Origin of the sequence: Pseudomonas sp. BT76 TE3572 (assembly GCF_050435365.1) — a bacterium.
Lineage (GTDB): Bacteria > Pseudomonadota > Gammaproteobacteria > Pseudomonadales > Pseudomonadaceae > Aquipseudomonas > Aquipseudomonas fluorescens_W.
On sequence record NZ_JBNDKE010000001.1, the window covers coordinates 2,266,176 to 2,292,176 of the forward strand.

The 26,001-nt window shown below is 59.8% G+C and carries 31 protein-coding genes; 15 read left to right on the plus strand and 16 right to left on the minus strand.

Features of this window, described 5'->3' with window-relative positions:
* The first annotated feature begins 56 nt into the window (after nucleotides 1-56).
* Nucleotides 57-848, plus strand: a complete 792-nt coding sequence (locus ABH912_RS10385; protein WP_429510584.1) for a crotonase/enoyl-CoA hydratase family protein — start codon at nucleotides 57-59, stop codon at nucleotides 846-848.
* A 138-nt stretch (nucleotides 849-986) separates the two neighbouring features.
* Here ABH912_RS10385 and ABH912_RS10390 read toward each other — a convergent pair whose 3' ends face one another.
* A complete protein-coding gene (locus ABH912_RS10390; RefSeq protein WP_140670919.1) occupies nucleotides 987-1,742 on the minus strand; it encodes a spermidine synthase in 756 nt (251 codons plus the stop codon).
* Nucleotides 1,743-1,891: 149 nt separating this feature from the next.
* Here ABH912_RS10390 and ABH912_RS10395 point away from each other — a divergent pair, with 149 nt between their 5' ends.
* A complete protein-coding gene (locus tag ABH912_RS10395; RefSeq protein ID WP_008031425.1) occupies nucleotides 1,892-3,238 on the plus strand; it encodes a class II 3-deoxy-7-phosphoheptulonate synthase in 1,347 nt (448 codons plus the stop codon).
* A 113-nt stretch (nucleotides 3,239-3,351) separates the two neighbouring features.
* On the opposite strand, the gene ABH912_RS10400 is transcribed toward ABH912_RS10395, so the two are convergent.
* Entirely contained in the window at nucleotides 3,352-4,581 is a 1,230-nt protein-coding gene (locus tag ABH912_RS10400) for a winged helix-turn-helix domain-containing protein (RefSeq protein WP_429510585.1), read from the minus strand.
* A gap of 64 nt (nucleotides 4,582-4,645) precedes the next feature.
* Nucleotides 4,646-4,861 (minus strand): DUF1127 domain-containing protein, encoded by a 216-nt coding sequence (locus ABH912_RS10405; RefSeq protein WP_033057173.1) that lies wholly within the window; start codon nucleotides 4,859-4,861, stop codon nucleotides 4,646-4,648.
* A gap of 95 nt (nucleotides 4,862-4,956) precedes the next feature.
* Here ABH912_RS10405 and ABH912_RS10410 point away from each other — a divergent pair, with 95 nt between their 5' ends.
* On the plus strand, nucleotides 4,957-5,811 hold the full coding sequence (locus ABH912_RS10410) for a LysR substrate-binding domain-containing protein (RefSeq protein WP_033057174.1): 855 nt from the start codon (nucleotides 4,957-4,959) through the stop codon (nucleotides 5,809-5,811).
* Here ABH912_RS10410 and ABH912_RS10415 read toward each other — a convergent pair.
* Complete coding sequence (locus ABH912_RS10415) at nucleotides 5,801-6,550, minus strand: sulfite exporter TauE/SafE family protein (RefSeq protein WP_429510586.1); 750 nt, start codon at nucleotides 6,548-6,550, stop codon at nucleotides 5,801-5,803. The genes ABH912_RS10410 and ABH912_RS10415 overlap by 11 nt on opposite strands.
* A 112-nt stretch (nucleotides 6,551-6,662) precedes the next feature.
* Here ABH912_RS10415 and ABH912_RS10420 point away from each other — a divergent pair, with 112 nt between their 5' ends.
* The 4 genes from ABH912_RS10420 (at nucleotide 6,663) to ABH912_RS10435 (ending at nucleotide 9,896) form a co-directional block, all read left to right on the plus strand.
* A complete protein-coding gene (locus tag ABH912_RS10420) occupies nucleotides 6,663-7,619 on the plus strand; it encodes a LysR family transcriptional regulator (protein ID WP_429510587.1) in 957 nt (318 codons plus the stop codon).
* 69 nt (nucleotides 7,620-7,688) lie between these two features.
* Entirely contained in the window at nucleotides 7,689-8,150 is a 462-nt protein-coding gene (locus tag ABH912_RS10425) for a MarR family winged helix-turn-helix transcriptional regulator (protein ID WP_033057393.1), read from the plus strand.
* A 278-nt stretch (nucleotides 8,151-8,428) separates the two neighbouring features.
* On the plus strand, nucleotides 8,429-8,848 hold the full coding sequence (locus ABH912_RS10430) for an organic hydroperoxide resistance protein (protein ID WP_429510588.1): 420 nt from the start codon (nucleotides 8,429-8,431) through the stop codon (nucleotides 8,846-8,848).
* Between the two features lie 34 nt (nucleotides 8,849-8,882).
* Entirely contained in the window at nucleotides 8,883-9,896 is a 1,014-nt protein-coding gene (locus ABH912_RS10435; RefSeq protein ID WP_429510589.1) for an alpha/beta hydrolase, read from the plus strand.
* Between the two features lie 178 nt (nucleotides 9,897-10,074).
* Here the strand turns inward: ABH912_RS10435 and ABH912_RS10440 are convergent, their stop codons facing one another.
* Together ABH912_RS10440 and earP are read right to left on the minus strand one after the other, a co-directional pair.
* Nucleotides 10,075-10,644 (minus strand): elongation factor P, encoded by a 570-nt coding sequence (locus ABH912_RS10440; RefSeq protein ID WP_033057178.1) that lies wholly within the window; start codon nucleotides 10,642-10,644, stop codon nucleotides 10,075-10,077.
* A 48-nt stretch (nucleotides 10,645-10,692) separates the two neighbouring features.
* Nucleotides 10,693-11,835 (minus strand): elongation factor P maturation arginine rhamnosyltransferase EarP, encoded by a 1,143-nt coding sequence (earP, locus tag ABH912_RS10445; RefSeq protein WP_429510590.1) that lies wholly within the window; start codon nucleotides 11,833-11,835, stop codon nucleotides 10,693-10,695.
* A 124-nt stretch (nucleotides 11,836-11,959) separates the two neighbouring features.
* On the opposite strand from earP, the gene ABH912_RS10450 reads away from it, so the two are divergent.
* Nucleotides 11,960-12,370: a hypothetical protein gene (locus ABH912_RS10450; protein WP_429510591.1), complete on the plus strand. Its 411-nt coding sequence runs from the start codon at nucleotides 11,960-11,962 to the stop codon at nucleotides 12,368-12,370.
* Between the two features lie 13 nt (nucleotides 12,371-12,383).
* Nucleotides 12,384-12,866 carry a GreA/GreB family elongation factor gene (locus ABH912_RS10455; RefSeq protein WP_033057181.1) on the plus strand — a complete coding sequence of 161 codons (483 nt, stop codon included), beginning with the start codon at nucleotides 12,384-12,386 and terminating at the stop codon, nucleotides 12,864-12,866.
* A gap of 5 nt (nucleotides 12,867-12,871) precedes the next feature.
* On the opposite strand, the gene cysB is transcribed toward ABH912_RS10455, so the two are convergent.
* From cysB to ABH912_RS10480, 5 genes are all read right to left on the minus strand, one after another.
* Nucleotides 12,872-13,846: an HTH-type transcriptional regulator CysB gene (gene cysB, locus ABH912_RS10460; RefSeq protein WP_008148549.1), complete on the minus strand. Its 975-nt coding sequence runs from the start codon at nucleotides 13,844-13,846 to the stop codon at nucleotides 12,872-12,874.
* 113 nt (nucleotides 13,847-13,959) lie between these two features.
* Complete coding sequence (locus ABH912_RS10465; RefSeq protein WP_033057182.1) at nucleotides 13,960-14,463, minus strand: universal stress protein; 504 nt, start codon at nucleotides 14,461-14,463, stop codon at nucleotides 13,960-13,962.
* Nucleotides 14,464-14,557: 94 nt separating this feature from the next.
* Nucleotides 14,558-15,463, minus strand: a complete 906-nt coding sequence (locus ABH912_RS10470; protein ID WP_033057183.1) for a 5'-nucleotidase — start codon at nucleotides 15,461-15,463, stop codon at nucleotides 14,558-14,560.
* Nucleotides 15,464-15,488: 25 nt separating this feature from the next.
* Complete coding sequence (locus ABH912_RS10475) at nucleotides 15,489-16,445, minus strand: putative 2-dehydropantoate 2-reductase (RefSeq protein ID WP_033057184.1); 957 nt, start codon at nucleotides 16,443-16,445, stop codon at nucleotides 15,489-15,491.
* Nucleotides 16,442-16,828: a thioredoxin gene (locus tag ABH912_RS10480; RefSeq protein WP_429510592.1), complete on the minus strand. Its 387-nt coding sequence runs from the start codon at nucleotides 16,826-16,828 to the stop codon at nucleotides 16,442-16,444. Before ABH912_RS10480 ends, ABH912_RS10475 begins: the two co-directional genes overlap by 4 nt.
* On the opposite strand from ABH912_RS10480, the gene ABH912_RS10485 reads away from it, so the two are divergent.
* Both ABH912_RS10485 and ABH912_RS10490 read left to right on the plus strand, forming a co-directional pair.
* Nucleotides 16,827-17,270 carry a PilZ domain-containing protein gene (locus ABH912_RS10485; protein WP_429510593.1) on the plus strand — a complete coding sequence of 148 codons (444 nt, stop codon included), beginning with the start codon at nucleotides 16,827-16,829 and terminating at the stop codon, nucleotides 17,268-17,270. The two genes, ABH912_RS10480 and ABH912_RS10485, sit on opposite strands and share 2 nt — an antisense overlap.
* A 182-nt stretch (nucleotides 17,271-17,452) precedes the next feature.
* On the plus strand, nucleotides 17,453-18,529 hold the full coding sequence (locus tag ABH912_RS10490; RefSeq protein WP_007899930.1) for a 3-deoxy-7-phosphoheptulonate synthase: 1,077 nt from the start codon (nucleotides 17,453-17,455) through the stop codon (nucleotides 18,527-18,529).
* A gap of 70 nt (nucleotides 18,530-18,599) precedes the next feature.
* Here the strand turns inward: ABH912_RS10490 and ABH912_RS10495 are convergent, their stop codons facing one another.
* The gene (locus tag ABH912_RS10495; protein ID WP_033057190.1) at nucleotides 18,600-18,887 is read right to left on the minus strand and encodes a GNAT family N-acetyltransferase; all 288 of its coding nucleotides are present in this window, start codon (nucleotides 18,885-18,887) and stop codon (nucleotides 18,600-18,602) included.
* Nucleotides 18,888-19,527: 640 nt separating this feature from the next.
* Here ABH912_RS10495 and oprI point away from each other — a divergent pair.
* Nucleotides 19,528-19,779: an outer membrane lipoprotei OprI gene (gene oprI / locus ABH912_RS10500; RefSeq protein ID WP_002553018.1), complete on the plus strand. Its 252-nt coding sequence runs from the start codon at nucleotides 19,528-19,530 to the stop codon at nucleotides 19,777-19,779.
* Between the two features lie 124 nt (nucleotides 19,780-19,903).
* Here the strand turns inward: oprI and ABH912_RS10505 are convergent, their stop codons facing one another.
* From ABH912_RS10505 to ABH912_RS10515, 3 genes are all read right to left on the minus strand, one after another.
* The gene (locus ABH912_RS10505; RefSeq protein ID WP_033057192.1) at nucleotides 19,904-20,875 is read right to left on the minus strand and encodes a L,D-transpeptidase family protein; all 972 of its coding nucleotides are present in this window, start codon (nucleotides 20,873-20,875) and stop codon (nucleotides 19,904-19,906) included.
* A gap of 102 nt (nucleotides 20,876-20,977) precedes the next feature.
* Nucleotides 20,978-21,271 carry a hypothetical protein gene (locus tag ABH912_RS10510; protein WP_003226812.1) on the minus strand — a complete coding sequence of 98 codons (294 nt, stop codon included), beginning with the start codon at nucleotides 21,269-21,271 and terminating at the stop codon, nucleotides 20,978-20,980.
* A gap of 56 nt (nucleotides 21,272-21,327) precedes the next feature.
* Nucleotides 21,328-21,933, minus strand: a complete 606-nt coding sequence (locus tag ABH912_RS10515) for an arylesterase (RefSeq protein ID WP_033057201.1) — start codon at nucleotides 21,931-21,933, stop codon at nucleotides 21,328-21,330.
* Between the two features lie 10 nt (nucleotides 21,934-21,943).
* Here ABH912_RS10515 and ABH912_RS10520 point away from each other — a divergent pair, with 10 nt between their 5' ends.
* From ABH912_RS10520 to greB, 3 genes are read left to right on the plus strand one after another with little or no spacing between them, the layout of a single operon-like run.
* The gene (locus ABH912_RS10520; protein WP_033057202.1) at nucleotides 21,944-22,627 is read left to right on the plus strand and encodes an ABC transporter ATP-binding protein; all 684 of its coding nucleotides are present in this window, start codon (nucleotides 21,944-21,946) and stop codon (nucleotides 22,625-22,627) included.
* Nucleotides 22,627-25,131 (plus strand): ABC transporter permease, encoded by a 2,505-nt coding sequence (locus tag ABH912_RS10525; protein ID WP_429510594.1) that lies wholly within the window; start codon nucleotides 22,627-22,629, stop codon nucleotides 25,129-25,131. Before ABH912_RS10520 ends, ABH912_RS10525 begins: the two co-directional genes overlap by 1 nt.
* A gap of 34 nt (nucleotides 25,132-25,165) precedes the next feature.
* Nucleotides 25,166-25,663 carry a transcription elongation factor GreB gene (greB, locus tag ABH912_RS10530; protein WP_033057207.1) on the plus strand — a complete coding sequence of 166 codons (498 nt, stop codon included), beginning with the start codon at nucleotides 25,166-25,168 and terminating at the stop codon, nucleotides 25,661-25,663.
* Nucleotides 25,664-25,681: 18 nt separating this feature from the next.
* On the opposite strand, the gene ABH912_RS10535 is transcribed toward greB, so the two are convergent.
* Nucleotides 25,682-25,990: a hypothetical protein gene (locus tag ABH912_RS10535; RefSeq protein WP_046056997.1), complete on the minus strand. Its 309-nt coding sequence runs from the start codon at nucleotides 25,988-25,990 to the stop codon at nucleotides 25,682-25,684.
* Between the last annotated feature and the right edge of the window lie 11 nt (nucleotides 25,991-26,001).

Sequence of the window (26,001 nt, forward strand, 5' to 3'; positions counted from 1 at the left end):
CCTTGTGACGCAGACCTCCTGTCTGACACCCCCTTCCCCGCCCGAGGAAATGCACCATGAATCAGCCCTGCTCCAGCCGTGTGAGCCGTGAACGCCACGGCCATGTCCTGATGATCGGCCTGGATCGGGTGGCCAAACGCAACGCCTTCGATCTCGACCTGCTCAACGAACTGAGCCTGGCCTATGGCGAGTTCGAGGCCGACAGCGAGGCGCGGGTGGCGGTGCTATTCGGCCATGGTGAGCATTTCACCGCAGGGCTGGATCTGGTCAGTGCCAGTGCTGCCCTGGCCGAAGGCTGGCAGGCACCGCCCGGCGGCTGTGATCCGTGGGGTGTTTTCGCCGGCCCCAGAGTCAGCAAACCGGTGATCGTCGCCGCGCAAGGCTACTGCCTGACCATCGGTATCGAATTGATGCTGGCCGCCGATATCAACCTGTGCGCCAGCAACACCCGTTTCGCCCAGAAAGAAGTGCAACGCGGGCTCTTCCCGTTCGGCGGCGCCACGTTACGCCTGCATCAGGTCGCCGGCTGGGGCAATGCCATGCGCTGGTTGCTGACCGGTGATGAATTCGACGCCCATGAGGCATTGCATCTGGGGTTGGTGCAGGAAGTCATGGCCAGCGAGGATCTGCTGCCACGGGCGATTGAGTTGGCCGAGCGGATTGCCCGGCAGGCGCCGCTTGGGGTTCAGGCGACGTTGATGTCTGCCAGGCAGGCGCGTTACGAAGGGGAAACAGCGGCGGCGCAGGCGTTGCCACCGATGGTGAAGAAGCTGCTGACCAGTGAGGATGCCAGGGAAGGTGTGCGGTCGATGATCGAGAAGCGGCCGGGAGTCTTCAAAGGCTGCTGACAAATTTGCTTTTGTGGCGAGGGAGCTTGCTCCCGCTGGGCTGCGAAGCGGCCCCAAAATCTTCGAAATCAATGCAAATTTTGTGAGTGCTGCGCACTCAAGCGGGAGCAAGCTCCCTCGCCACAAGACCTTATCGCATCAAGTAGCCGGGCGTATGGCCTTGATCAACGACTGCAACGAATACCCCAACCGCGGCGCCAGCCCTTCGGCGCGGGCGATCAAGCCGTCCATGTCCAGTTCCTGATCCAGCTCCGAAGGCACGATCAGAATCACATTCCCCTCCTTCACCGGCAGTTCCCAGTAATGCCGGTGATAGAGCCCGCGCAACAACGCGGCACCCAACGGCTTGCCATCATCGGTGGCCCACTGATTGATCACCAGCCAGCCACCCGGATTCAGGCGTTTCTGACAGTTTTCCAGGAAACTCCACGCCAGGTGCCCGACACCCGGCCCGACATCGGTATAGAGGTCGACGAAAATCAGATCCGCCGGCTCAGCGGTATCGAGCAGTTCCAGCGCATCGCCTACCCGGATATACAGCCGCGGATCATCATCCAGCCCAAGGTATTCAATGGCCAGGCGCGGTACGTCGGGGCGCAGTTCGATGGCTTCGACGTCTTCCAGCGGCAGGAATTTGAGGCAGGCCTGGGTCAGGGTGCCGGCTCCGAGGCCGAGGAATAGCGCGCTTTCCGGCTGCTCGTGGCACAACGCGCCAATCAGCATCGCCCGGGTGTAATCGTATTCGAGCCAGCTCGGGTCGGCCGTGAACACGCAGCTCTGCTCGATGGCATCACCGAACTCGAGAAAACGGTAATCGGCCACTTCCAGCACGCGAATCACGCCGAACTCATCCTGTACCTCGGCGAGCAGATGCTCGACGCGCTCCTCAGTCATTTCGTCTCCTGATCGTCACCGGGCCCGGCAACGCAATAAAACCGCGGAGTGGCGCGGCAAAAGCGCGATTGTCCGCGAAGCGACGGGAACAGGTCACGCACTAATTGCTGATAACATGACCGTCCGAGCGTAAAACACTAGAGACCGTGATGAGCCAACCCTGGAGCCCTGACAGCTGGCGCGCCCTGCCGATCCAGCAACAACCCCATTACCCCGACGCAGCGCATTTGCTGCACGTCGAGCAAACGCTGGCCAGTTATCCGCCACTGGTGTTTGCCGGTGAAGCCCGGGAGTTGCGCCGTCAGTTTGCCGAAGTGACCCAGGGCCGCGCGTTTCTGCTGCAGGGCGGCGACTGCGCCGAGAGCTTCGCCGAGTTCTCCGCCGCGAAAATCCGCGACACCTTTAAAGTCCTGCTGCAAATGGCGATCGTCATGACCTTCGCCGCCGGCTGCCCGGTGGTCAAGGTCGGGCGCATGGCCGGGCAATTCGCCAAACCGCGTTCGGCCAACGACGAAACCATCGACGGCGTGACCCTGCCGGCCTACCGTGGCGACATCGTCAACGGCATCGGTTTCGACGAAAAAAGCCGCGTGCCGGACCCGGAGCGCTTGCTCCAGTCCTACCACCAGTCCACCGCGACCCTGAACCTGCTGCGCGCCTTCGCCCAGGGCGGTTTTGCCGACCTGCATCAGGTGCACAAGTGGAACCTGGATTTCATCGCCAACTCGGCGCTGGCCGAGAAGTACAGCCACCTGGCCGATCGCATCGATGAAACCCTGGCGTTCATGCGCGCCTGCGGCATGGACAGCTCGCCGCAACTGCGCGAAACCAGTTTCTTCACCGCCCACGAAGCCCTGCTGCTGAACTACGAAGAAGCCTTCGTGCGTCGCGACAGCCTGACCAACGATTACTACGATTGCTCGGCGCACATGCTGTGGATCGGCGACCGCACCCGTCAGCTCGACGGCGCTCACGTCGAGTTCCTGCGCGGCGTGAACAACCCGATCGGGGTCAAGGTCGGCCCAAGCATGAACCCCGAAGACCTGATTCGCCTGATCGACGTGCTCAACCCGGACAACGATCCGGGTCGTCTGAATCTGATTGCACGGATGGGTGCGAACAAGGTCGGCGATCACCTGCCGCAGCTGATCCGTGCCGTGCAGCGTGAAGGCAAGCAAGTGCTGTGGAGTTCCGACCCGATGCATGGCAACACCATCAAGGCCAGCAGCGGCTACAAGACCCGCGACTTTGCGCAGATCCTCGGCGAGGTGAAGCAGTTCTTCCAGGTTCACGAAGCGGAAGGCACGTATGCCGGCGGCATCCACATCGAGATGACCGGGCAGAATGTCACCGAGTGCATTGGTGGGGCGCGGCCGATTACCGAAGACGGGTTGTCGGATCGGTATCACACCCATTGCGACCCGCGGATGAATGCCGATCAGTCGCTGGAGTTGGCGTTTTTGATTGCTGAAACCCTGAAGCAAGTCCGGCGCTAAACCACATCGCCCCCATCGCGGGCAAGCCCGCTCCCACAGGGATAGCGCCAGACACATAATGTGTGAACGACGCCGACCATTGTGGGAGCGGGCTTGCCCGCGATGGCGTCGGCTCAGACACCGCCAATCTGAGCCAATGCAACCCGCAACCGCCCCGCACTCGCCCGCGGGCAATTCAACTGAACCCTCTCAAGCCCCAACCAATCCGCCATCCGCCGCAGATTGACTGCCAACGCCAGCATCCCCTCCTCATTCAGCCCCGGCTCTTCCTCATGCACAGCGTGCACCGCCAGCCTGCCCAACGCCCTCTCGGCGCGTAGGTCCACCCTTGCGGCAATCCGTTCGTTGTGCAAAAACGGCAACACGTAATAGCCGTAGATACGCTTGTCCTGCGGCGTATAAATCTCCAGCCGATAGCGGAAATCGAACAGACGCTCCGTACGACTGCGCTCCCAGATCAGCGAATCAAAGGGTGAAAGCAAGGCGCTGGCCTCGACCTTGCGCGGCACTTTCGGCTCAGGCAGACAGTAAGCGGGCTGCCGCCAACCCTGGACTTCACACGTCAGCAACTCACCCGCCTCCACCAATTCCGCCAGGCGCGGACGCGCATCGCCGGGACTCAGGCGAAAGTAATCCCGCAGGTCTTTTTCTGTTCCGACACCCAACGCTGTCGCGGCATGCAGCAACAGGCCGCGCTGGGCCTCGGCCTCACTCAGCAGCGGCTGCGCCAGAATCGCCGAAGGAATCACCCGCTCCGGCAGATCATAAAGCCGCTCGAACCCGCGCCGCCCGGCCACGGTCACTTCACCGGTGGCGAACAACCATTCCAGCGCATGCTTTTCCGCGCTCCAGTCCCACCAGGGCCCTGCCCGTTCCTGACGGGTCGACAGGCTTCCGGCACCCAGCGCGCCCAGCTTCTCAACCGAGGCCAGCACCCGGCGTATCGTGTCCTGCTGCTCAAGCCCGAAACGTGCCAGTTGCTGGTAGATATCTTCGCCACGAGTCGCGCGCAGCATGCGCCAGCGCATCAACGGGTACATCGACAAGGGCAGCAACGAGGCTTCATGCCCCCAATATTCGAAAAGGGTGCGTCGCCGGCCCGAACTCCAGGCAGCCTGGTCGAGCAAGTCGGATGAGTAATTGCCGAGGCGGGAAAACAAGGGAAGGTAGTGCGAACGCACCAACGCATTGACCGAATCGATCTGCAGAATGCCCAGCCGCTCGATCAGACGATTGAGCTGAACCGATTTGATCGCCGCTGGCGGCTGGCGCCCGTTGAACCGTTGGGCGGCCAGCGCCAGACGCCGAGCCTGCTTGATGGAAAAGGACAGTGTTGCGGGCATGAGCATCTCCTTGTCTGCTCGCAACCTACCTCACCGGGAGACGGTTTGTGTAGTTGTGTAGGACTCATTTGTGCATCGGGTCATTCCAGAACGGTTTGACCGACTCGAACTCCACATCCGCACGACTCATGCCGATGTCCTTCAGCGCTTCGTCGCTCAGACTTGCCAGCAGCTCGCGCTCCCGGTGAAGTTCGTACCAACGGCTGAATTTGTGCAGCAGATCGGATACCAGGTGGATCGAGTGTTTTTCTACTGCTGGATATTCATGTTGACCTTTCATCTTGTTGCCCTCCGTTTGGATGGCTCAAGTGTCGCGCCGGGGCTAAGATCAATCCAACGAATGTTTCTGATGTAACACATCTCGGAGATTGATGAATGTCCGCCTTCCCCAGTATCGACACCGAAGTGCTGCGCACCTTTGTCGCCATCGCCGACCAGGGCGGTTTTACCCGGGCCGGCGAGTTGGTCAATCGCACTCAGTCCGCCGTGAGCATGCAGATGAAGCGGCTGGAAGAGGATGTGTTGCAGCGTCAATTATTCCAGCGCGACGGACGGCAGGTGCGGCTGACGGCTGAGGGCCAGGTGCTGCTGGGTTATGCCCGGCGAATCCTGAAACTGCACAGCGAGGTGTTCAATACGCTACGCGAGCCGCACATGGTCGGCATGGTGCGCATCGGCACACCGGACGATTACGTGATGCGTTTTTTGCCGGGGATTTTGCGGCGATTTGCCCAGACGTATCCGCTGATCCAGATCGAAGTGCACTGCGAATCATCAAAACAATTGCTGCTGCGCCAGGACCTGGACTTGACCATCGTCACCCGCGAGCCGGGCAACGAAATCGGCCAGTTACTGCGCAAGGAGCATTTTGTCTGGGCCGAAGCACAATGTTTCAGCGCCCATGAGCAAACACCCCTGCCACTGGCGATGTTCAACAGTGATTGTTTCTGCCGCTCATGGGCCTGCAATGCGCTGGACGCCATGGGGCGCGATTACCGCGTGGCGTACAACAGCGACAGCCTGTCGGCGATCATGGCGGTGGTCAGCGCCGGACTGGCCGTCACCGCGCAACTCGAAAGCCTGATCACGCCCGACATGCGCATTCTCGGTGAAGCCGAAGACCTGCCGATCCTGCCCGAGGCCAGCATCATGCTGGTGCGCAACCTGCACAACCCGTCGCCGATCACCGAGTGCCTGGCCGAACACATCGTCGAAGGCTTCAAACTTTAAGGGCGAGCATCACCGCGCAGAGCACCAGGAAACCACAGAACAACCCGCGCAGCAGTCGCTCCGGCAGTGCGTGGGCGATCCTCACGCCCCAACTGATGCTCATCAGACCGCCGACCGCCAAGGGCAGTCCGATCATCCAGTCCACCTGATGGTGCACCGCGTAAGTCACCAGCGTGACGCCCGTACTCGGCAACGCCAGTGCCAGCGACAACCCTTGCGCAACCACCTGAGTGGTGCCGAACAGACTGGTCAGCACCGGCGTTGCCACCACCGCCCCGCCCACGCCAAACAACCCGCCCATGGTGCCGGAGGCGGCGCCGAGTACGCCCAGCCATGGCCATGAATATTTCATCTGTGCAGACACTGGCGCGTTGGCGCAGAACATTCGCACCAGGTTGTAGGCCGACAGGGCAATCAGGAACGCAACAAATCCGACGCGCATGGTTTGCGCATCAATGCCCACCGCCCAGATCGAACCGATCCAGGCAAAACAGAACCCCATCGAAGCCAATGGCAGCGCATGGCGCAATTCAATCCGGTTGCGCTGGTGGTAACGCCACAGCGCCAGCATCACGTTGGGTACCACCATCACTAGCGCCGTGCCCTGGGCAATCTGCTGATCGAGGCCGAACAACACGCCCAGCAGCGGGATCGCAATCAAACCACCGCCAATGCCGAACAACCCACCGAGGGTGCCCAGGGCAGCGCCAAATACCAGGTACATCAAAAACTCAATCACGGGCGATTTTCCCTTCACGTCAGGCTATTCATCCTACGCAGTCGACGCTGGCGGGGAAACGCACAGCAACGCACAATGGCTGTGCCAACTTCGCACAAGCGCCGACAACACCATGAACCCCAATCAATTGACCGAACAACTGGGCCTGTTCCTCGACGTGCTGGAAACCGGCAGTTTCTCTGCCGCGTCCCGCCGCCACCCGCTGACCCCTTCGGCAGTGGCACGGCGCATCGACAGTCTTGAAAACGCCGTCGGCAGTCAGTTGTTCATTCGCAGCACCCACGCGGTGCGCGCGACCCCGGCGGGTTTGGCGTTTGCCGAGCGCGCGCGGCGGATCGTGGCTGAACTGCGGCTGGCCAGGGCTGAGGCGGTATCGTTGAGCAGCGCACCGGAAGGCTTGATTCGGATCGACGCACCGGCAGCGTTTGGACGGCGACATCTGGCGCCGGTGATTGCCGACTTTCTGATGCTCTACCCCGGCCTCGACGTGCAGTTGCACTTGATCGACAGTTTCGTCGACATGCAGGGTTTGAATCTGGGCAAGGTCGATCTGGTGCTGCGCGCCGGGCAAATGGCCGATACCCGGCTGGTGGCTACGCCGCTGGCGAGCATGGTGCGCATCGCCTGCGCCAGCCCCGAATATTTGCAACGGCGTGGTGTGCCGACCGATCCGGCGCATCTGATTGAACACGACGGGCTCGACTGGGATGGCCTGGCCCCGCCGTTCGCCTGGCGATTCGAGCGGGACGGGCAGATGCACTTGCACCGCCCGGCGCGCATCCGCATGAGTGCCAACAATGCCGAGGCTTTGGTCTGCGGCGCATTGGCCGGGCTGGGTATCGCGCATTTGCCAACCTGGTTGACCAGCGAATACCTGTTACGCGGTGAACTGCTTCCGCTGTTCTGCGAACACGGCCTGCCACCACCGGAAACGACCGGTATTTATGCCTTGCGCCTTGAGCAACAACCCAATCCCCGCAGTCGCTTGTTGCTGGAATACCTGAAAACCCGCTTCAGCCCGATTCCGCCGTGGGATCTTGCACTGCAAAGTACCCTCGACCGGCACTAGGCTAGAATTGTCTGGTGCATTAAAGATTCGCCCGCTAGATTTATGACGATCACTGATCAAGGCTTCGACATGACCACCGAGCGCAACGCCCCCGATAACTGCGACGACCTGCTGCTGGACAATCAGGCCTGTTTCGCCCTGCATTCCACCTCGCTGCTGATGACCAAGGTCTACAAGCCGCTGTTGCAAGCACTGGGCCTGACCTATCCGCAATACCTGGCGATGATGGTGCTGTGGGAACAGGACGGTTTAACCGTAGGCGAAATCAGCACGCGCCTGCTGACCGATCCTGGTTCACTGACGCCGTTGCTCAAACGCCTGGAAGTCGAAGGCTTACTCAGCCGCACCCGCAGCCGTGAAGACGAGCGAGTGGTGATTGTCGAACTCACCGAACAGGGTCGTGCATTGCGGGAGCGGGCCCGCGGTATCCCCCAGTGCATCCTCGGCGCCAGCGGGATGACGCTGGAGAGACTGCAGAAACTGCAAGCGGAGCTGCAAGTGCTGCGTAGCAATCTGCAAGACAGCCTCTGACCACCAAACCACCATAAACCCCCTGTGGGAGGGGCTTGCTCCCACATTTGTTTTGTGGTGTCCCTTCCAGTCTCGTTTCCCCCGTAAAAAATTCCTCGCTAAAAATCCTGCCGCAACAGCTCTAGCTCAACACATCTAATTCAGCGCCCGCCTCCAGACCAAAACTTTTTTGAAAATTTATCTTGCGCGCTAAATATTCGAGAGCTACATTTATTTCGCAGTTACTTAGCGCGCAAACATTTAGCGCAAAACACCCAAACCCGAACGAGGCTCACACCATGCAAACTCTCTACACCGCTATCGCAACTTCCACCGGTGGCCGTGACGGCCGTGCGGTTTCCAGCGACAACATCCTCGACGTCAAACTCGCCACCCCCAAAGAACTCGGTGGTGCCGGCGGCGCAGCGACCAACCCTGAGCAACTGTTCGCAGCCGGTTACTCCGCCTGCTTCATCGGCGCACTGAAATTCGTCGCCAGCCAGACCAAGCGCACCATCCCGAACGACGCCTCGATCACCGCCCATGTCGACATCGGCCAGATTCCTGGCGGTTTCGGTCTGGACATCGACCTGCACATCAGCTTGCCGGGTCTTGAGCACGCCGATGCGCAAAGTCTGGTCGATGCTGCACACCAGGTCTGCCCGTACTCCAACGCCACCCGTGGCAACGTCGATGTGCGCCTGCACGTTACCGTCTAACCGCTGATTCCCAGGCCCGAACCAGGAAACGAACATGAACACTTTCAGCAAAGTCTTGACCGGTACCCTTCTCGCCTTGTCCATTAACAGCGCGTTTGCAGGTGAAGGTGTTGAACACAACACCCAGGCGTTCCTCGACGTTCTGAACGCCGGCACCGGCAAACCGATGGAACAACTCACCCCTAAAGATGCCCGCGCCGTGCTGGTCGGCGCGCAGGCCGGGGTGAAACTGACGCTGCCAAAAGCTGATGTCAGCGAGAAGACCATTCAAGTCGACGGCCAACCGCTCAACCTGACCATCGTCCGGCCGGCCGGGGTCAAAGGTGAGTTGCCGGTGTTCATGTTCTTCCACGGCGGGGGCTGGGTGCTGGGGGATTTTCCGACCCATGAACGTCTGGTTCGGGACTTGGTGACCGGTTCGGGGGCGGCGGCGGTGTTCGTCAATTACACCCCGTCACCGGAAGCGCATTACCCGGTGGCGATCAACCAGGCTTACGCCGCAACCCAATGGGTGGCCGAGCACGGTAAAGAAATCAACGTCGACGGCAAACGTCTGGCCGTGGCCGGCAACAGCGTCGGCGGCAACATGGCGGCAGTGGTTGCGCTGATGGCCAAAGACAAGGGCACGCCGGCGATCAGGTTCCAGGTGCTGCTGTGGCCGGTGACTGATGCCAGCTTCGAGACGGCGTCCTACAACCAGTTTGCCGAGGGGCACTTCCTCACCAAGAACATGATGAAGTGGTTCTGGGACAACTACACCACCGACGCCAAACAGCGTAACGAGATCTACGCGTCGCCACTGCGGGCGACCACCGCACAACTCAAGGGCCTGCCACCTGCCTTGGTGCAGACCGCCGGCGCCGACGTGTTGCGCGACGAAGGCGAAGCCTACGCCCGCAAACTCGACGAAGCTGGGGTGCCAGTCACGGCGGTGCGCTACAACGGCATGATCCACGATTACGGTTTGCTCAACGTGGTGAGCCAGGTGCCAGCGGTGCGTTCGGCGATGTTGCAAGCTTCTGAAGAACTGAAGCAACACCTGAAGTAAACCCTGTAGGAGTGAGCCTGCTCGCGATAGCGGTGTGTCAGTCGAAATCAATTTCGTATGACACACCGCTATCGCGAGCAGGCTCACGCCTACAAGGGGTACAACGTTGAATTCGAAATTGCAGGTACAAAAAAGCCCGACTCAATGGTCGGGCTTTTTCATTCCTGAAAAACAGTGCTTATTTAGCACGGCCTTTGTAGGAACCGCCTTCGCGGGTATCGATCTCGATCTTGTCACCGATTTCGATGAAGTCAGCAACTTGCAGCTCAGTACCGTTGCTCAGCTTGGCAGGCTTCATCACCTTGCCGGAAGTGTCGCCGCGAGCCGAACCTTCGGTGTAGTCAACTACGCGCACGATGGTGGTCGGCAGTTCTACGGAAACCAGACGCTCTTCGAAGAAGATCGCTTCGCAAATGTCGGTCATGCCTTCTTCAACGAAAGGCAGAACGGCTTCGATGTCTTCAGCGTTCAGCTCGTACATGGTGTAATCGGTGGTGTCCATGAACGTGTAGGTGTCGCCGCTGATGAAGGACAGGGTCGCTTCTTTGCGGTCGAGAATTACGTCGTCCAGCTTGTCGTCGGCGCTGTAAACGATCTCGGTCTTGTAACCGGTCAGCAGGTTTTTCAGCTTGGTCTTCATGATCGCGCTGTTACGACCAGACTTGGTGAATTCAGCTTTCTGAACCAGCCAAGGATCGTTTTCGAGACGGATCACGGTACCGGGTTTCAGTTCTTTACCAGTTTTCATTGCGAATATCCGAATTTGGATGGGATTTACAAAAATCTAGGCCGCGTATCATATCCAATTTACATAAAACTGTACCAGCGCCGCGGCAAGATCTGCCTGCAAAGCCTGTTCCAGACACCACGCTTCGGCGTGTTTTTGCAGTTCTGGCCAGTGTTTTCGGGTCGATTTCCAGTGCCCGGTCATATTGTCACCCGCATTCCACGCTCGCCAAAGACCGCTGATCGCCTCGCGGGCAGGCTCCGACAGGCCTTTGGTGTACAGAGTGAGGAACGCGTCGAGCTTGTCCAAGTGGATGTCTTCGTCCTGCCGATAGATGTGCCAGAGCAGCGGCCGGCCCGCCCATTGGCCGCGGACAAAGGAATCTTCACCGCGCACGGCGTTGAAATCGCAGCACCAGAGCAGGTGATCGTATTGGTCCTGTCGGACGAACGGCAGCACTTGCACGGTCAATTCACCGCGCACATGCACCGCGCCGGCCACCAGACCGTCCACACCGAGCCAACGTTCGACATCCCCAAGAATCCGACCTTCGGGCACCAACAGATGAGTGGGCGTCGAGTCGGCAGCCATGGCGTCGAGCCAACTGGCCAGGCCGTTATTTTCGTAGGCAAACAGCGAGATCAACTGCGCACCTTGCGCGCGATCAATCCCTAAGCCTTGCAGGAATTCTCGCTGAGCCTCGGGGTTTTGCTGAAACTGCTGACGACGCTCAAGCAACCCGCTTTCACGCAGCAAGCCACCGGTGCCCTTCTGAAACCCCGGGAAGAAGAAGAATTTTTGTACGCTCTTGTATTTCACCGACGGCAAGCCGTGGCAGCCGACGACCCAGTCCTCGGCACTCAGATAGTCGAGATTCATCCACAGCGGCGGTTTTTCCAGCTCGGCCATGGCCTCCATGTAAGCACTCGGCAATTGGCAGGCGAACGCTGCGATCACTACATCAGCGGCTTCGACGGGCTGCCAGTCGGCCGTCCACTGACGCACTTCGACGCCCTGCTGCCATTGCTGCGGGGCATTGATGTCAATGTCCGGGCACAAGCGCTCGAAGGCCCGCAGATCATCGACCCACAAACGCACCGCCACCGAGTGTTCGGCCACCAGTTGTCGGGCCAGACGCCAGGTCACGCCGATGTCACCAAAGTTGTCTACTACCGCGCAGAAGATATCCCACCGGGCTTTCATTTCAGGCATTCCAGGCTCCCGTTGGCAAAGGCGCCGATTGTCCTCATAAATTACCCCGTGCAGAAGAGCCGACGGCGATTAATCTTCATGCGACAATCGCCACTCGCCCGCGACCACCCGCCAGGAGGCAGCCATGCCCTATCGTCCCAACCCGCGCCGCCCGTTGCCGATCCAGCTCAACGCCTTGCAACTGACCGGCAGCATTGCCCTGGGTGTGTGGCTGGGGTTTATCGCGATCGCGCTGACGTGCTGGCTTGCCTCCCGACTGTTGTTCAGCGAGCAACTGGCGCCCGTGGCAGAGGCCGTGCAGCAACTGGCCAAACCACCGGTGGTGGTGCAACCGGTGCCGGACATTCCGCCGCAGAGCCCGTTGTTCGAACAGTACGAAGAGAATCTGCGCAAGAACGAACAGCAGCAAAGGCTTGATCAGGCCCGCAGCAGCAACCGTAATCTGTCGAACCCCAAATGCCAGTTCTGGTTGCAACAGGACCAGACTGCACCGAGCGAAAAAAGCCGCGCCAACGTCCAGCAATTCTGCGATTGATCATGAGCTCTCTATGCACAAGCCGACCGTCCACCAACTGATTCTCGACAAGCTGCGGATCGACCTCGACATCGCCGAACGCGCCGCGCAAACCGCTTACGAAACCGCGACCCACGAAGAAAACATCGCCGAGAACAAGTACGACACGCTAGGACTGGAGGCGTCCTATCTGGCAGCTGGGCAAGCCAAACGGGTGGAGGAAATCAGGCAGTCACTGACGCTTTGCCAGAACCTGACACTGCGGCCTTACGACGATCAACGCGGCATCGAAGTCGGTGCCCTGCTCGGTCTGGAAGATGAAAAGGGTCGTGAGCAATGGCTGTTTCTGGCCCCCGACGCGGCGGGTTTGAAGGTCGACGTGGTGGGGCAATGGATTACCGTCATCACCCCTCGCTCACCGCTGGGCAAGAGTCTGCTGGGCAAGTTCGAAGGGGACGAGGTGGAGATTCTGGTGGCGGGTGCTCGGCAACAGTTTTCTGTTACCGAGGTCATTTAGCAGGATTAATGGACCGGTAGTTCGACGCCGTCGAACAGCTCTTCCAGTTCCTGCTTGTTGTGGCACTGGATGGCCTTGGCCATGACTTCGCGGGTCAGGTGCGGGGCGAACTTCTCGATGAAGTCGCACATGAAGCCACGCAGGAACGTGCCGCGACGGAAACCGATTTTAGTAATGCTGGATTCGAACAAGTCGCTGGCATCAAGCATGACCAGGTCGCTGTCGAGTTTGGCATCGACCGCCATTTTCGCCACGATGCCCACGCCCAGACCCAGGCGAACGTAAGTCTTGATCACGTCGGCGTCGGCGGCGGTGAACACCACTTTCGGCGTCAGGCCGCGATGGCTGAACGCTTCGTCGAGTTTCGAACGGCCGGTGAAACCGAACACGTACGTCACGATCGGGTATTCGGCCAGCGCTTCGAGGGTCAGTTTCGACAGCTTGGTCAGCGGGTGGCCCTGAGGCACGACCACGCAGCGGTTCCAGCGATAGCACGGCATCATCACCAGGTCACCGAACAGTTCCAGCGCTTCGGTAGCGATGGCGAAATCCACGGTGCCGTCAGCGGCCATTTCAGCGATCTGCATCGGCGAACCCTGGTGCATGTGCAGGGCAACGTCCGGGTATTGCTTGATGAAATTGCTGATCACCGGCGGCAACGCATAACGCGCCTGGGTGTGCGTGGTGGCGATCGACAGGGTGCCTTTCTTCTCGTTGGAGAACTCCTGGGCGATCTGCTTGATGCTTTCAACCTTGCGCAGGATCTCGCCGGCAGTGGTGATAATTCGCTCGCCGGCCGGGGTGACGCGGGTCAGGTGCTTGCCGCTGCGAGCGAAAACCTCGACCCCCAATTCGTCTTCCAGCAGACGGATCTGCTTACTGATGCCCGGCTGCGACGTGTAAAGGCTTTGGGCTGTAGCGGAAACGTTGAGGTCGTGGTGCGCCACTTCCCAGATGTAGCGCAATTGTTGAAGCTTCATATGAATCCCTCAAAGCAGGTAGACGCCACGGGCATCAGCGACGGTATATAACTATATTAATGGTTTGAAGAATAAATCTAGAACTTTTTTGTCAAATTGCCACTATTCGTGTTCTAGCGATCCCCTTGGCGACGACGTTCCACCAGCGGCACCAGATAGACCGGCACCCGAGACAGTTGCAGCACCCGCGCTGCAGTCCGGCCCAGAGGCGTTTCCGCGCCAGCACGATGGCTATGACTACCTACGATCAGCAAATCCACGGAGAGTTTCTGCGCCTGGTCGAGAATCACCTGTGCCGGATCGCCCTGGAGCACCCGCACCGCTTGAATCCGCTCCAGATCCTGCTCCCCCTCATCCCCCAGTTCTTCACGAAAGCTGTCGAGCACTCGCTGCTCGATATTGGCGATCACCGTATTCAGGCCCTGACTGTGAAACTCGTTCAATGCTTGCTCATCGAGGTAACTCTGAAGCACCGACTCGGCGAACAGCCCCATCGGTTCAACAGCGTGCACCACGTAGAGTTCGGCATTGAATGTGCGCGCCAGCGCCAAGGCATGCTGCATTACCAAAGGTGCGTACAGGCCGAGGTCAGTGGCGTACAACATAGAACGAATCATATGACCTCCTCGAGTGCCGACATGGCGGAGATTGATTCAGCTTAGCAGTGCCTTGGCGAGTGCGACGTTTCGCGTAACGCATTGAACCGTGGGCTTAAACCTTTGGCTCGTTGCTTATGCCATGCGGCACGTGGCCGGTGGCGACTACCTCGCGGGCCAACTCGCAATGACCCGCCTGATCGTCGAAAAACACGTCGGCGGCAAAGGCTTCGAGAAACGCCGACTTGGTCAGGCCGCCGAGAAACAGCGACTCGTCCAGACGAATGTCCCATTCGCGCAAGGTACGGATCACTCGTTCATGGGCGGGCGCCGATCGCGCGGTCACCAGCGCGGTGCGGATCGGACAGGCGTCTTCCGGGAACTCACGCTGCAACAGATTGAGGGCCGCAAGGAAGCCTTTGAACGGCCCACCGCGCAATGGCTCACGGGCGGATTCACGCTCGCTGGCCTGAAACGCTTCCAGGCCACCAGATTGATAGACGCGCTCCGATTCGTCGGAAAACAGCACCGCGTCACCATCGAAGGCAATGCGCAATTCATCACTGGCCGCACGGCTGGCGCCACCCGACAGAATGGTCGCCGCGGCGAATCCGGCATCCAGCGCACTGCGCACGTCTTCGGCATGCGTCGAGAGAAACAGGTCGCAGCCAAACGCCTTCAGGTACGGATAAGGACTGCGCCCGCCAACAAACGCCGCACGGGAAATCGCCAAGCCATAGTGGTGGATCGAATTGAAAACCCGCAGGCCAGTGTCGGCACTGTTGCGCGACACCAGGATCACCTCGACCCGTGCGCGGCCAAGGCTGGAATTGAGGTTGAGGAGTTTCTGCACCAAGGGAAATGCATCACCGGGCTCGAGGATTTCGTCTTCGTGTTCGATCTGATATTGCCGATAGGCTTCGACGCCGCTCGACAGATAGACCTTGTGGCTTTCGCTCAGGTCGAACAGCGCACGCGAAGAAATCGCCAGCACCAGTTTGTCGTCGATTGTCTTTGCCATGCCCTTCCCCCTCAGGATGATCGACTCAGGTGTTTCGTCGATCAATAAAACTCAAACTGCGATACAAGGCTTCGATTCGCGGCAACTCGCATCCGGCAGCCTTGGCTGCCGCCAGTGGCCGGGCGTAAATCGCCTCCAGCTCAAGCGGTCGTTTGTGCAGAAAATCGTGGTACATGCTCGGCCAGTAGTCCGGCATTTTCTCGGTCATCATGAACAGATGATCGGCATAACCGGCCGGTACGTCGTGACCGCAGGCGATGGCGCCCTGAACCACTTCAGCCATCAGCGCCTTGATCAGTTCCCGACTGTCGGCATCAGCCATCAACGGCGTGGTGCTTGCCCCCAGCAGAACCGACAGGCCGTTGTAAGGGATATTCCAGACCAGTTTTTGCCAGCGCGTCTGATGCAGGTTCGCCATGGCCTGGGAATCGATGCCGGCGGCGCGGAACAGCCCGGCACCCTCCTCGACAATCGCCATGCGCGCCTGCTCATCGGCTGCAGGGCCACTGTGATAGCCAACATTCACCGCACCGAGCGCCTGATGAGTGATGACGCCGGGGCCCTCGCGATGAACGCAGATATAGCAGAGCCCACCGAGGACGTGCAGCGAATCAGGGAGCAATGCTCGCAGACTGTCTTCAACGTCCAGGCCATTTTGCAGCAACAACACTTTGGCATTCGGTGCCGCGGCTTGAATGATCGTCGGTGCCAGCTGCGCGTTGCTGGTGGTTTTCGCGCCCACCAGCAACCAGTCACAGGGCGGCATGTCTTCGGCCGTCGAATAGGCCTGAACCGGATTCAACGTCAGCGCGCCGTGCACCGCACTGTCGAGCTGCAACCCGCGCTCGGCCACCGCCGAAAACTCACTGCGCAACAGAAAATGCACATCGAAACCGGCACGCGCCAGCATCAACCCGTAGAAACCGCCGATCGCACCGGTACCGATAATACCGATTGTCGGTTTGGTCACTGCCCCCATCATGGCAACTCCTCTGCAATTCGACTCAACGCCTGACCCACGGCTGCATTGAGCTCCGTGCCGGTCAGGCGCGATTTTAGTGCCCCGAAAAATTCACCGTCGCGCACCACAAACAGCGCCGGCAAATAAAAAACCTGATAACGCTCGACCACCCCGCCATTGTTCCCGGCATCGATCCAGCACAGCTGATCGACGTCCAGATCGAGTCGTGGCAATTCCTCACGGGCAAAACGGCAACTGGCGCAGCCGACGCTGGTGAAAATGACCAGCGACACACCGCTCATCGCCAGCAGCCGTTGGTCGGCGTCGAAATCAGTCAGTTCCAATTCGACCACTATACTGGGTGGAACAATGTCAGATGGCCGACACATGGAGTCCGTGCTCATGGGACGTTTTATTCCTCATCCTGACGATGTACCCGTCGAATTAACGTTGCTGAAACCTGAGTGTATTTCACGACAACAGCTGCACACTATCAGCGTCGGGGGCATGGCTTGCAATTACCACCGCGCCTGGCGCCACGGTACGGCGCTGGAAGTACGCATGCCGACCTTGAACCCCGACATGCGTTTTCTGGGCTATGTAGCCTGGTGCCTGCGACGCAAACGCGGTTATCTGGTAGGCATAGCCTTTGTTGACGAACAGATGATGTTCAGTGCCCGGATGGGCGAGCAGGTGTGCCAGATCGAACGTTACTGCCGCCTGCATGACGCCCACGACGATCTGCAGGAAACCCAGGCCCTGGCACTCGAATGGGTCCAGGAGCACGCCGACGAGTTCTCCCACGAGACGGTTCACAAGGCATTTGCGCAGGCTGTGCTGGATTAGAAGGGGCATCTTCAATGGGTTTCCCCGCGCAAACTCATTGAGAATGCCCCTTAAACCGGTGTCTGCCCATTGTCGAGCCACGGTGTAACGCGCTAAGGTTCTGCTCCCCGACGCGCTTAATTTGCTGTGCTCCGCCGCGCGGGTTCGCTGGCGGCCGGCACCCGTGACCTGACGAGTAAACGATGGCTGATTTACCGATCAACGACCTAAACGTCGCTTCCAACGAGACGCTGATCACTCCTGATCAGCTCAAGCGTGATATTCCCCTGAGCGACGCTGCCCTGCGCACCGTCACCAAGGGCCGCGAAGTCATTCGCAACATTCTTGATGGCACCGACCACCGCCTGTTTGTTGTCATCGGGCCTTGCTCGATCCACGACATCAAGGCTGCCCACGAATACGCCGAGCGCCTGAAGGCGCTTGCGGCCGAAGTGTCCGATACCCTGTATCTGGTCATGCGTGTGTATTTCGAGAAGCCACGCACCACGGTCGGCTGGAAAGGTTTGATCAACGATCCGTACCTGGACGACTCCTTCAAGATTCAGGACGGTCTGCACATCGGTCGTCAATTGTTGCTGGACCTGGCCGAAATGGGCCTGCCGACCGCAACTGAAGCCCTCGACCCGATCTCCCCGCAGTACTTGCAGGACCTGATCAGTTGGTCGGCCATCGGTGCGCGTACGACCGAATCCCAGACTCACCGTGAAATGGCTTCCGGCCTGTCCTCGGCAGTCGGCTTCAAGAACGGCACCGACGGCGGCCTGACGGTCGCTATCAACGCCCTGCAATCGGTTTCCAGCCCTCACCGCTTCCTGGGTATCAACCAGGAAGGTGGCGTGTCGATCGTCACCACCAAGGGCAATGCCTACGGTCACGTGGTACTGCGCGGTGGCAACGGCAAGCCGAACTACGATTCGGTCAGCGTCGCGCTCTGCGAGCAAGCGCTGAACAAAGCGAAGATCAAGCCGAACATCATGGTCGATTGCAGCCACGCCAACTCCAACAAGGACCCGGCCCTGCAACCGCTGGTGATGGAGAACGTCGCCAACCAGATCCTCGAAGGCAACCAGTCGATCATCGGCCTGATGGTCGAAAGTCACTTGAACTGGGGCTGCCAAGCGATCCCGAAAGACCTCGCCGACCTGCAATACGGCGTGTCGATCACCGATGCCTGCATTGACTGGACCGCCACCGAAAACACCTTGCGCAGCATGCACGCCAAGCTCAAGGACGTGCTGCCGAAACGCGATCGCAGCTGATTCCTTTTCGCCGCACACAAAAACGCCGGGCTAAACCCGGCGTTTTTTTATGCGTTCGATTCGAGAAAGGTTACTGGCTCAGCTTGGCTGCATGCCGATGGTGGCGTTCCATGTAGCGTTCCACGTAGGAACACGATGGAATGACGGTGTAACCCATTTCATCAGCGTACTCCAACGCCTTCTCGGTCAAGGCTGCCGCAATGCCGCGGCCACGTAGCGCGTTGGGCACAAACGTGCGATAGATATCCAGGGTCTGTTTCCCCAGATCCATATAGGTCAGGTAGGCACGATGACCGTCCACATTGGTCTCGAACTGATGACCAGCCTGGTCATGGTGGATGGACAACGCCTCGCTCATCACTACTCCTCGCGGGTCTGGAATTCTGACCCCTACCTTACCGATGTTTTTCCGGCGAAGGAACATCTACGCCACCCCGTGCCTGAATGGACACCGAGAAGAACTGCACCATCTCGCGCAACCGAGCACGTATCAAATAGTAGGCACCTTTAGGCAAAAATGCTCAAGGTACGCTCGTCATCACGCTGGGGGGCGGGGGTGCTGCTCCGGGTTACGCAGAGACGGCTCGACCAGGATCTCTGAAGGTCGACTGCCTGAACATTGCCGGATGTTGAGACTTAAGACGAGCGCCCTTTGTTAAAGTCACCTGAACATGGAGAAAGATATGAGAGGCGCCACGCAAAATCCGAACAAAAGTGTGGACGAATCCATCTAGACAGACTTTAGCCAAGACTGGGAAAAGAGCTGTGAGCGCGCGGAACTTTTCTTCGGCGGCTCGCTCAGCTCGGGCCTCCCAGCTGGATATTTTTTAAACAATGCAGTTAAAAGTTGCTCGAAAAAGAATCAACGCCTACAATTTTTTTGGCTTCTTGCTTTACGTCAGTTTACTTACGACAAGTAATGGGTAGTATGTACGCCGGCTATTTCCTCACTCTGAGGAGACAGCTAACTTAATAGAAAGTCCTTGAAGGGGAACACGATGAACAACGTTCTGAAATTCTCTGCTCTGGCTCTGGCCGCAGTTCTGGCTACCGGTTGCAGCAGCGTATCGAAAGAAACCGAAGCACGTCTGACTGCTACTGAAGACGCAGCAGCTCGCTCCCAGGCTCGTGCAGACGAAGCTTACCGTAAAGCTGATGAAGCTCTGGCTGCTGCTCAAAAAGCACAACAGACTGCTGACGAAGCTAACGAGCGTGCTCTGCGCATGCTGGACAAAGCTAGCCGCAAGTAATAATCCTTCGGGATTGTTATCAAGCCGACCCATTTTTTGGGTCGGCTTTTTTATTGCCCGCTGTTTCGTACAGGCAATAAAAAACCCGCCGATGCGGTCAGCATCGGCGGGTTCCTTTCAAGCATTACTGCAACGGGTCGATCGGCGCAGTCGTCACCATCGCCGCCGAGGAATTCGGCACTCCGATTTCCACCGGCAGACCATCTTCGGCCGCAACCACGTCGCGGACCACATCCCAGTTCATGCGCAGGTTGTTGGTGATGTCCTCACGCTTGAGCATCGCGTTGATCACTGCGGTGTGTTTGTCGACCACCGAAGGGTTGCCCTTGTCGTCCAGCGGCGTGTGCGCTTCCAGATACACCTTGCCGCCACTGACACCGAACTTGTACGGGTCGCTGATAATACGCACCGACGTGCCTACCGGCACCATGCTCGCCATTTCCAGCACGTTGTTGTTGAACATGCGGAAGCAACCGTGGCTGGTGCGCATGCCGATGCCGAACTTCTTGTTCGAACCGTGGATCAGGTAGCCCGGCGTGCCCAGCGTGAACTTGAACGGCCCCAGCGGGTTGTCCGGGCCGGCCGGCACCACGTTCGGCAGTGGATCGCCATCGGCGGCGTGCTCGGCCTTGATCGACGCTGGAGGAGTCCAGGTCGGGTTCGGCGTCTTGGCGGTGATGCTGGTATGGGCAATCGGCGAGCCCCAGCCTTCACGGCCGATACCCAGCGGGAAGGTGTACACCACGTTCCGGCCTTTCGGGAAGTAATAGAGGCGGTACTCGGCCAGGTTGATGACGATGCCTTCACGCGGGCCCGGCGGCAGGATGAAACGCGTCGGCAGCACAATTTCGGTGCCTGCGCCCGGTAGCCATGGATCGACGCCAGGGTTGGCCGCGACCATTTCCGAATAGCCCAGATCGTAGGTGGTACCAAGGTCGGCGAAGGTATCTTCGTACTTGGCCTTGATCACCTGGACCTGACCGACGATGTCTTCACCGGGCGGTGGCAGGGGCAGCTCCAATGCTGCTACGGGACCCGCCACACAGAGGGCGGCGAGAGACAGGTAGCGGGTGACGGCAGGAAAGCGCGGCAACATCCGGAAAATCCTTCGCATGATCGACAAGGGTATAAAAATGGAATTGTACACCGACATCTGGAAAATCGGGGAGTTGACCGATAGCAAGCAATCTATCGGGCTTTAAAGCTCGAAACGCAGTTCCGGCCAGATCGGTGATGTGCCGCGTTTTTGCGATTCCAGAATGGCCCGGCATAGAGAACACAGGCGCTGGTCCTGGAACACACGGCGATCGACGCTCGACCAGCGCGGTTGTGCTGGCAACAGGCTGCCGCACAAGGTCCGGTCCGCCGAGCCGCCCAACTCCAGTTGACGGGTCACCAGATGTACCCGCACTTCCTGGCAGGCGAACAAATCCAGCTGTTCGTCAGGCTCGATCAGTTGGTAGGCAAAAAGTGACCAGGCAGGACGCGGCATCGGGGGCTCCAAATCGGGGGCGCCACCTTAGCCGAAACACCGCCGCTAGAAAAGCGTCAAAGCAGCGGTTTCAGTGTAGGCCAGACATTTTCCAGCAACTTGTCCTGAGCCCCGGCAGCCGGGTGCAAGCCGTCGGCTTGCATCAAGTCCGGGTGGCCGCCCACACCGTCGAGAAAAAACGGCACCAGCGGGATCTTTTTCTCCTCGGCCAGCGTGCTGTAGACCTTCGCGAAGGCCTCGGTATAACGAACGCCGTAGTTGGGTGGCAATTGCATGCCGAGCAGCAGCACCTTGGCGCCACTCGCGCGGGAGCTGTCGATCATTGCTGCAAGGTTTTGTTGCAATTGCGTTGGCAGCAATCCACGCAGCCCGTCGTTACCGCCCAACTCGAGGATTACCAGCTCAGGCTTATGCTCTGCAAGCAGCGCAGGCAGGCGCGCCTGGCCTCCGGCGCTGGTGTCGCCGCTGATGGACGCATTGACCACCTTGTCGTCGAAACCTTCGCGCTTGAGCCGTTGCTCGAGCAGCGAGACCCACCCCAACCGGGTATCCAGCCCGAAACCCGCGCTGATACTATCGCCAACGATCAGGACTGTACCCGCCGCTGCGTTCTGGGCCATGCACATCAAGGCCAGGCCAGTACTCAAAAACCACACACGCATCGGACTCTCCATGGGCGCAAGCATTCTCACCGCGAAGAACCTCAGCAAAGTGGTTCCCAGCGCGGAAGGTGAACTGACTATCCTGCACGAACTCAGCCTGGAACTGAACAAGGGCGACAGCCTGGCCATCGTTGGCGCCTCCGGTTCCGGCAAGTCCACCCTCCTCGGCCTGCTCGCCGGCCTCGACCTGCCGAGCAGCGGCGACGTCACCCTCGCCGGGCAAGCCCTGAGCAATCTCGATGAAGACCAGCGCGCCCGCATCCGCGCCGAGCACGTCGGTTTTGTGTTTCAGTCCTTTCAGTTGCTCGACAGTCTCAACGCCCTGGAAAACGTCATGCTGCCGCTGGAACTCGATGGCCGCAAAGACGCCCGCGAACGCGCCACTGAGTTGCTGCAACGGGTCGGCCTGGGCCAGCGGCTGACCCATTCACCACGCCAGCTTTCGGGTGGCGAACAGCAGCGCGTGGCGATTGCCCGTGCGTTTGCCGCCGAACCCGATGTGCTGTTCGCCGATGAACCCACCGGCAACCTCGACAGCCACACCGGCGAGCGCATCAGCGATCTGCTGTTCGAACTCAACCAGGAACGCGGCACAACCCTGGTGCTGGTCACCCACGACGAACGCCTGGCACATCGCTGCCGACGCCTGATCCGCCTTGAAGCCGGCCTGTTGGTCGCCCCTCTGGAGCCTTGATGGCACGCCTGCCACTGTTGCGCCTGTTCAGTCTTGCCTTCCGTCAACTCATGCGCGACGCCCGCGCCGGTGAGTTGCGCGTGTTGTTCTTTGCCTTGCTGGTGGCCGTGGCGGCGAGTACCGCCATCGGTTACTTTGGCGCTCGCCTGAACGGCGCCATGATGCTGCGCGCCACCGAGTTTCTCGGTGCCGACTTGCTGCTTGAAGGCAGCTCTCCCGCGCGGGCCGAACAGATCAAAAGCGGCACGGAGCTGGGCCTCGAACACGCTCAAGTGGTGGAATTCTCCAGCGTCATCGCTACTGACAATGGCATTCAGTTGTCCAGCATCAAGGCTGCCGACGACGTCTACCCACTGCGTGGTGAACTGAAAAGTGCCCCGGCGCCCTTCGCCCCGGAAGAACCCGGTGGCGGGCCGAAACCCGGTGAAGCCTGGGTCGAAGCGCGACTGTTGACTGCGCTGGACTTGAAGATCGGCGACAGCATCGACGTCGGCATGCGAACCCTCAAACTGGCGCGAGTACTGACTTACGAACCGGACCGCGCCGGCAATTTCTACAGCCTGACGCCGCGAGTGCTGATCAACCTCAGCGACCTCGCCGCGACCGGCGTGGTGCAACCCGGCAGCCGGGTCAGTTACCGCGAACTCTGGCGCGGTAAAGCCGAGGCGCTGGAAACCTATCGTCAATTGATCAAACCCGGCCTGGCCGCCAACCAACGTTTGCAGGATGCCCGCGATGGCAACCGACAGATCGGCGGCGCCTTGGGCAAGGCCGAGCGTTACTTGAACATGGCCAGTCTGGTGGCGGTTCTGCTGTCGGGTGTGGCGGTGGCGCTGTCAGCGACGCGCTTCGCCACCCGCCGATTCGATGCCAGTGCATTGCTGCGTTGTCTGGGATTATCGCGGCGGGAAACCATGGTGCTGTTCAGTTTGCAACTGACGGTGCTCGGATTGCTCGCCAGTATCAGCGGCGCCCTTATCGGCTGGTTCGCGCAGCTGGGACTGTTCGCGCTGCTGCATGATTTATTACCGACCGACGTTCCACCGGGCGGTCTGTTTCCTGCCATCGCCGGGATCGGCACCGGATTGGTGGCGCTGGCCGGTTTTGCCTTGCCGCCACTGGCGGCACTGGGTCGGGTACCGCCATTGCGGGTACTGCGCCGGGACATGCTGCCGATTCCATCCAGCACCTGGATGGTCTACGGCGCGGCATTGGGCGCCCTCGGGCTGATCATGTGGCGCCTGAGCCTGGACCTGGTATTGACCTTCGCCCTGCTCGGTGGAGGGGTGATCGCAGCATTGGTGCTTGGTGGCTTGCTGTTGCTGCTTCTGAAGAGCCTGCGTCGAATGCTGGCACGTGCCTCTTTGCCATGGCGCCTCGGGCTGGGCCAACTGCTGCGTCATCCGCTGGCGGCCGCAGGGCAAGCCCTGGCGTTCGGTTTGATTCTGCTGTCCATGGCGCTGATCGCATTGCTGCGCGGCGAGTTGCTGGACACCTGGCAGAACCAGCTGCCGAAAAACGCGCCCAACTATTTCGCGCTGAACATTCTGCCGGCGGACAAACAAGCGTTCATCGATCACCTGATCAAACTGTCGGCGCAATCGGCGCCGCTGTACCCGGTGGTACCGGGACGGCTGATCAGCGTCAACGGCGAGCCGGTGCAGGAAATCGTCAGCAAGGATTCGGCCGGTGATCGAGCGATCCAGCGCGACCTGAGCCTGACCTGGGCGGCGGATTTGCCGGCGGGCAACAAGCTCACGGCGGGCAACTGGTGGGCCGAACAGACGCCGGACGAAATACCCGGCGTATCGGTGGAAGGCAAAGTCGCCGAAAGCCTGAAGCTCAAGCTCGGCGATCACATGGTGTTTACCGTGGGCGGCGTCAATCGCGAAGCGAAAGTCACCAGCCTGCGGGAGATCAACTGGGACAACTTCCAGCCTAACTTCTTCATGATCTTCCAGCCCGGCACACTGAAGGATCTGCCGGCGACCTACCTGACCAGTTTTTATCTGGCGGCCGGTCATGATCAGCAGATCGTGGATCTGTCCCGGGCGTTCCCGGCGGTGACCATCTTGCAAGTCGAAGCCTTGCTCGAACAGCTGCGCAGCATCCTCGCCCAAGTCACCCTGGCGGTGGAATACGTGCTGTTGTTCGTGTTGGCGGCGGGGATGGCGGTGTTGTTTTCAGGCTTGCAAGCGACGCTCGATGAACGCATTCGCCAAGGCGCCTTGTTGCGAGCGCTGGGGGCCGAGCGGCAATTGCTGGTCAAGGCCCGGCGGATCGAGTTCGGTTTGCTTGGGGCGGTCAGCGGATTGCTGGCAGCGCTGGGTTCGGAACTGGTGAGTCTGGTGCTCTACCGCTACGCCTTCGACCTGCCGTGGCACCCGCATCCGTGGTTGCTGGTATTGCCGCTGATCGGCGCAGTGTTGATCGGGGGGGCCGGCGTGTTCGGCACACGTCGCGCGCTGAACGCCAGCCCACTGACAGTCTTGCGCGAGGGTTGATAGACTCAACCTCTCTCCACCACAAGAAGTTGCCATGAGCCGTTATCGCCCTCCCCGCACCGCTGGCACCGCGCTGATCACCCCCGAAGGTGAAGCGCGGATGCGGGCCGAGTTTCATGAGCTCTGGCATGTTCGGCGGCCGCAGGTGACACAGTCAGTCAGCGAGGCCGCGGCTCAGGGCGATCGCTCGGAAAACGCCGAATACACCTATGGCAAAAAGATGCTGCGCGAGATCGACAGTCGCGTGCGTTTTCTCACCAAGCGCCTGGAAGCGCTCAAAGTCGTCAGCGAAAAACCGAGCGATCCAAACAAGGTCTATTTTGGCGCCTGGGTCACGATTGAGGACGAAGACGGCAAAGAGTCGCGCTATCGCATCGTCGGGCCGGATGAACTGGATTTGAAACTGGGTCTGATCAGCATCGATTCGCCGTTGGCGCGCGCCTTGATCGGCAAAGCGCTGGACGCCGAGGTTCGGGTCCAGACACCAACCGGTGAGCAGTGCGTGTATATCGTGGCGATCGAGTATCTCTGAGCCGCAGCGCTCCAAGCCTCAACGGCGGGTGATCAGCCCCTGTCGGGCAACGCGAGTCAATTGCTTGATCACTTCGGGGGCGTCCTCGAGGCTGGGCGATTGAATCACCGCCAGATCGAAACTGTCGCTGGCAAATCGAGCCAGCGACTCACCCTCTTCGACAAACTGGATCAGGAAGGCTGCAGGCCCACCGGTGCGACGTGGCCAGCCATCGAGATAACGCAAAAGTGTCGGCTGATGTTTGCCGCCAAGCAGGATTTTTGGATTGCGCTGGGTGAGATGCGCCGTGATCGGCGCGGGGCGTATAACAGGGCTTAGTGCATTCATTGTGTCGTGTC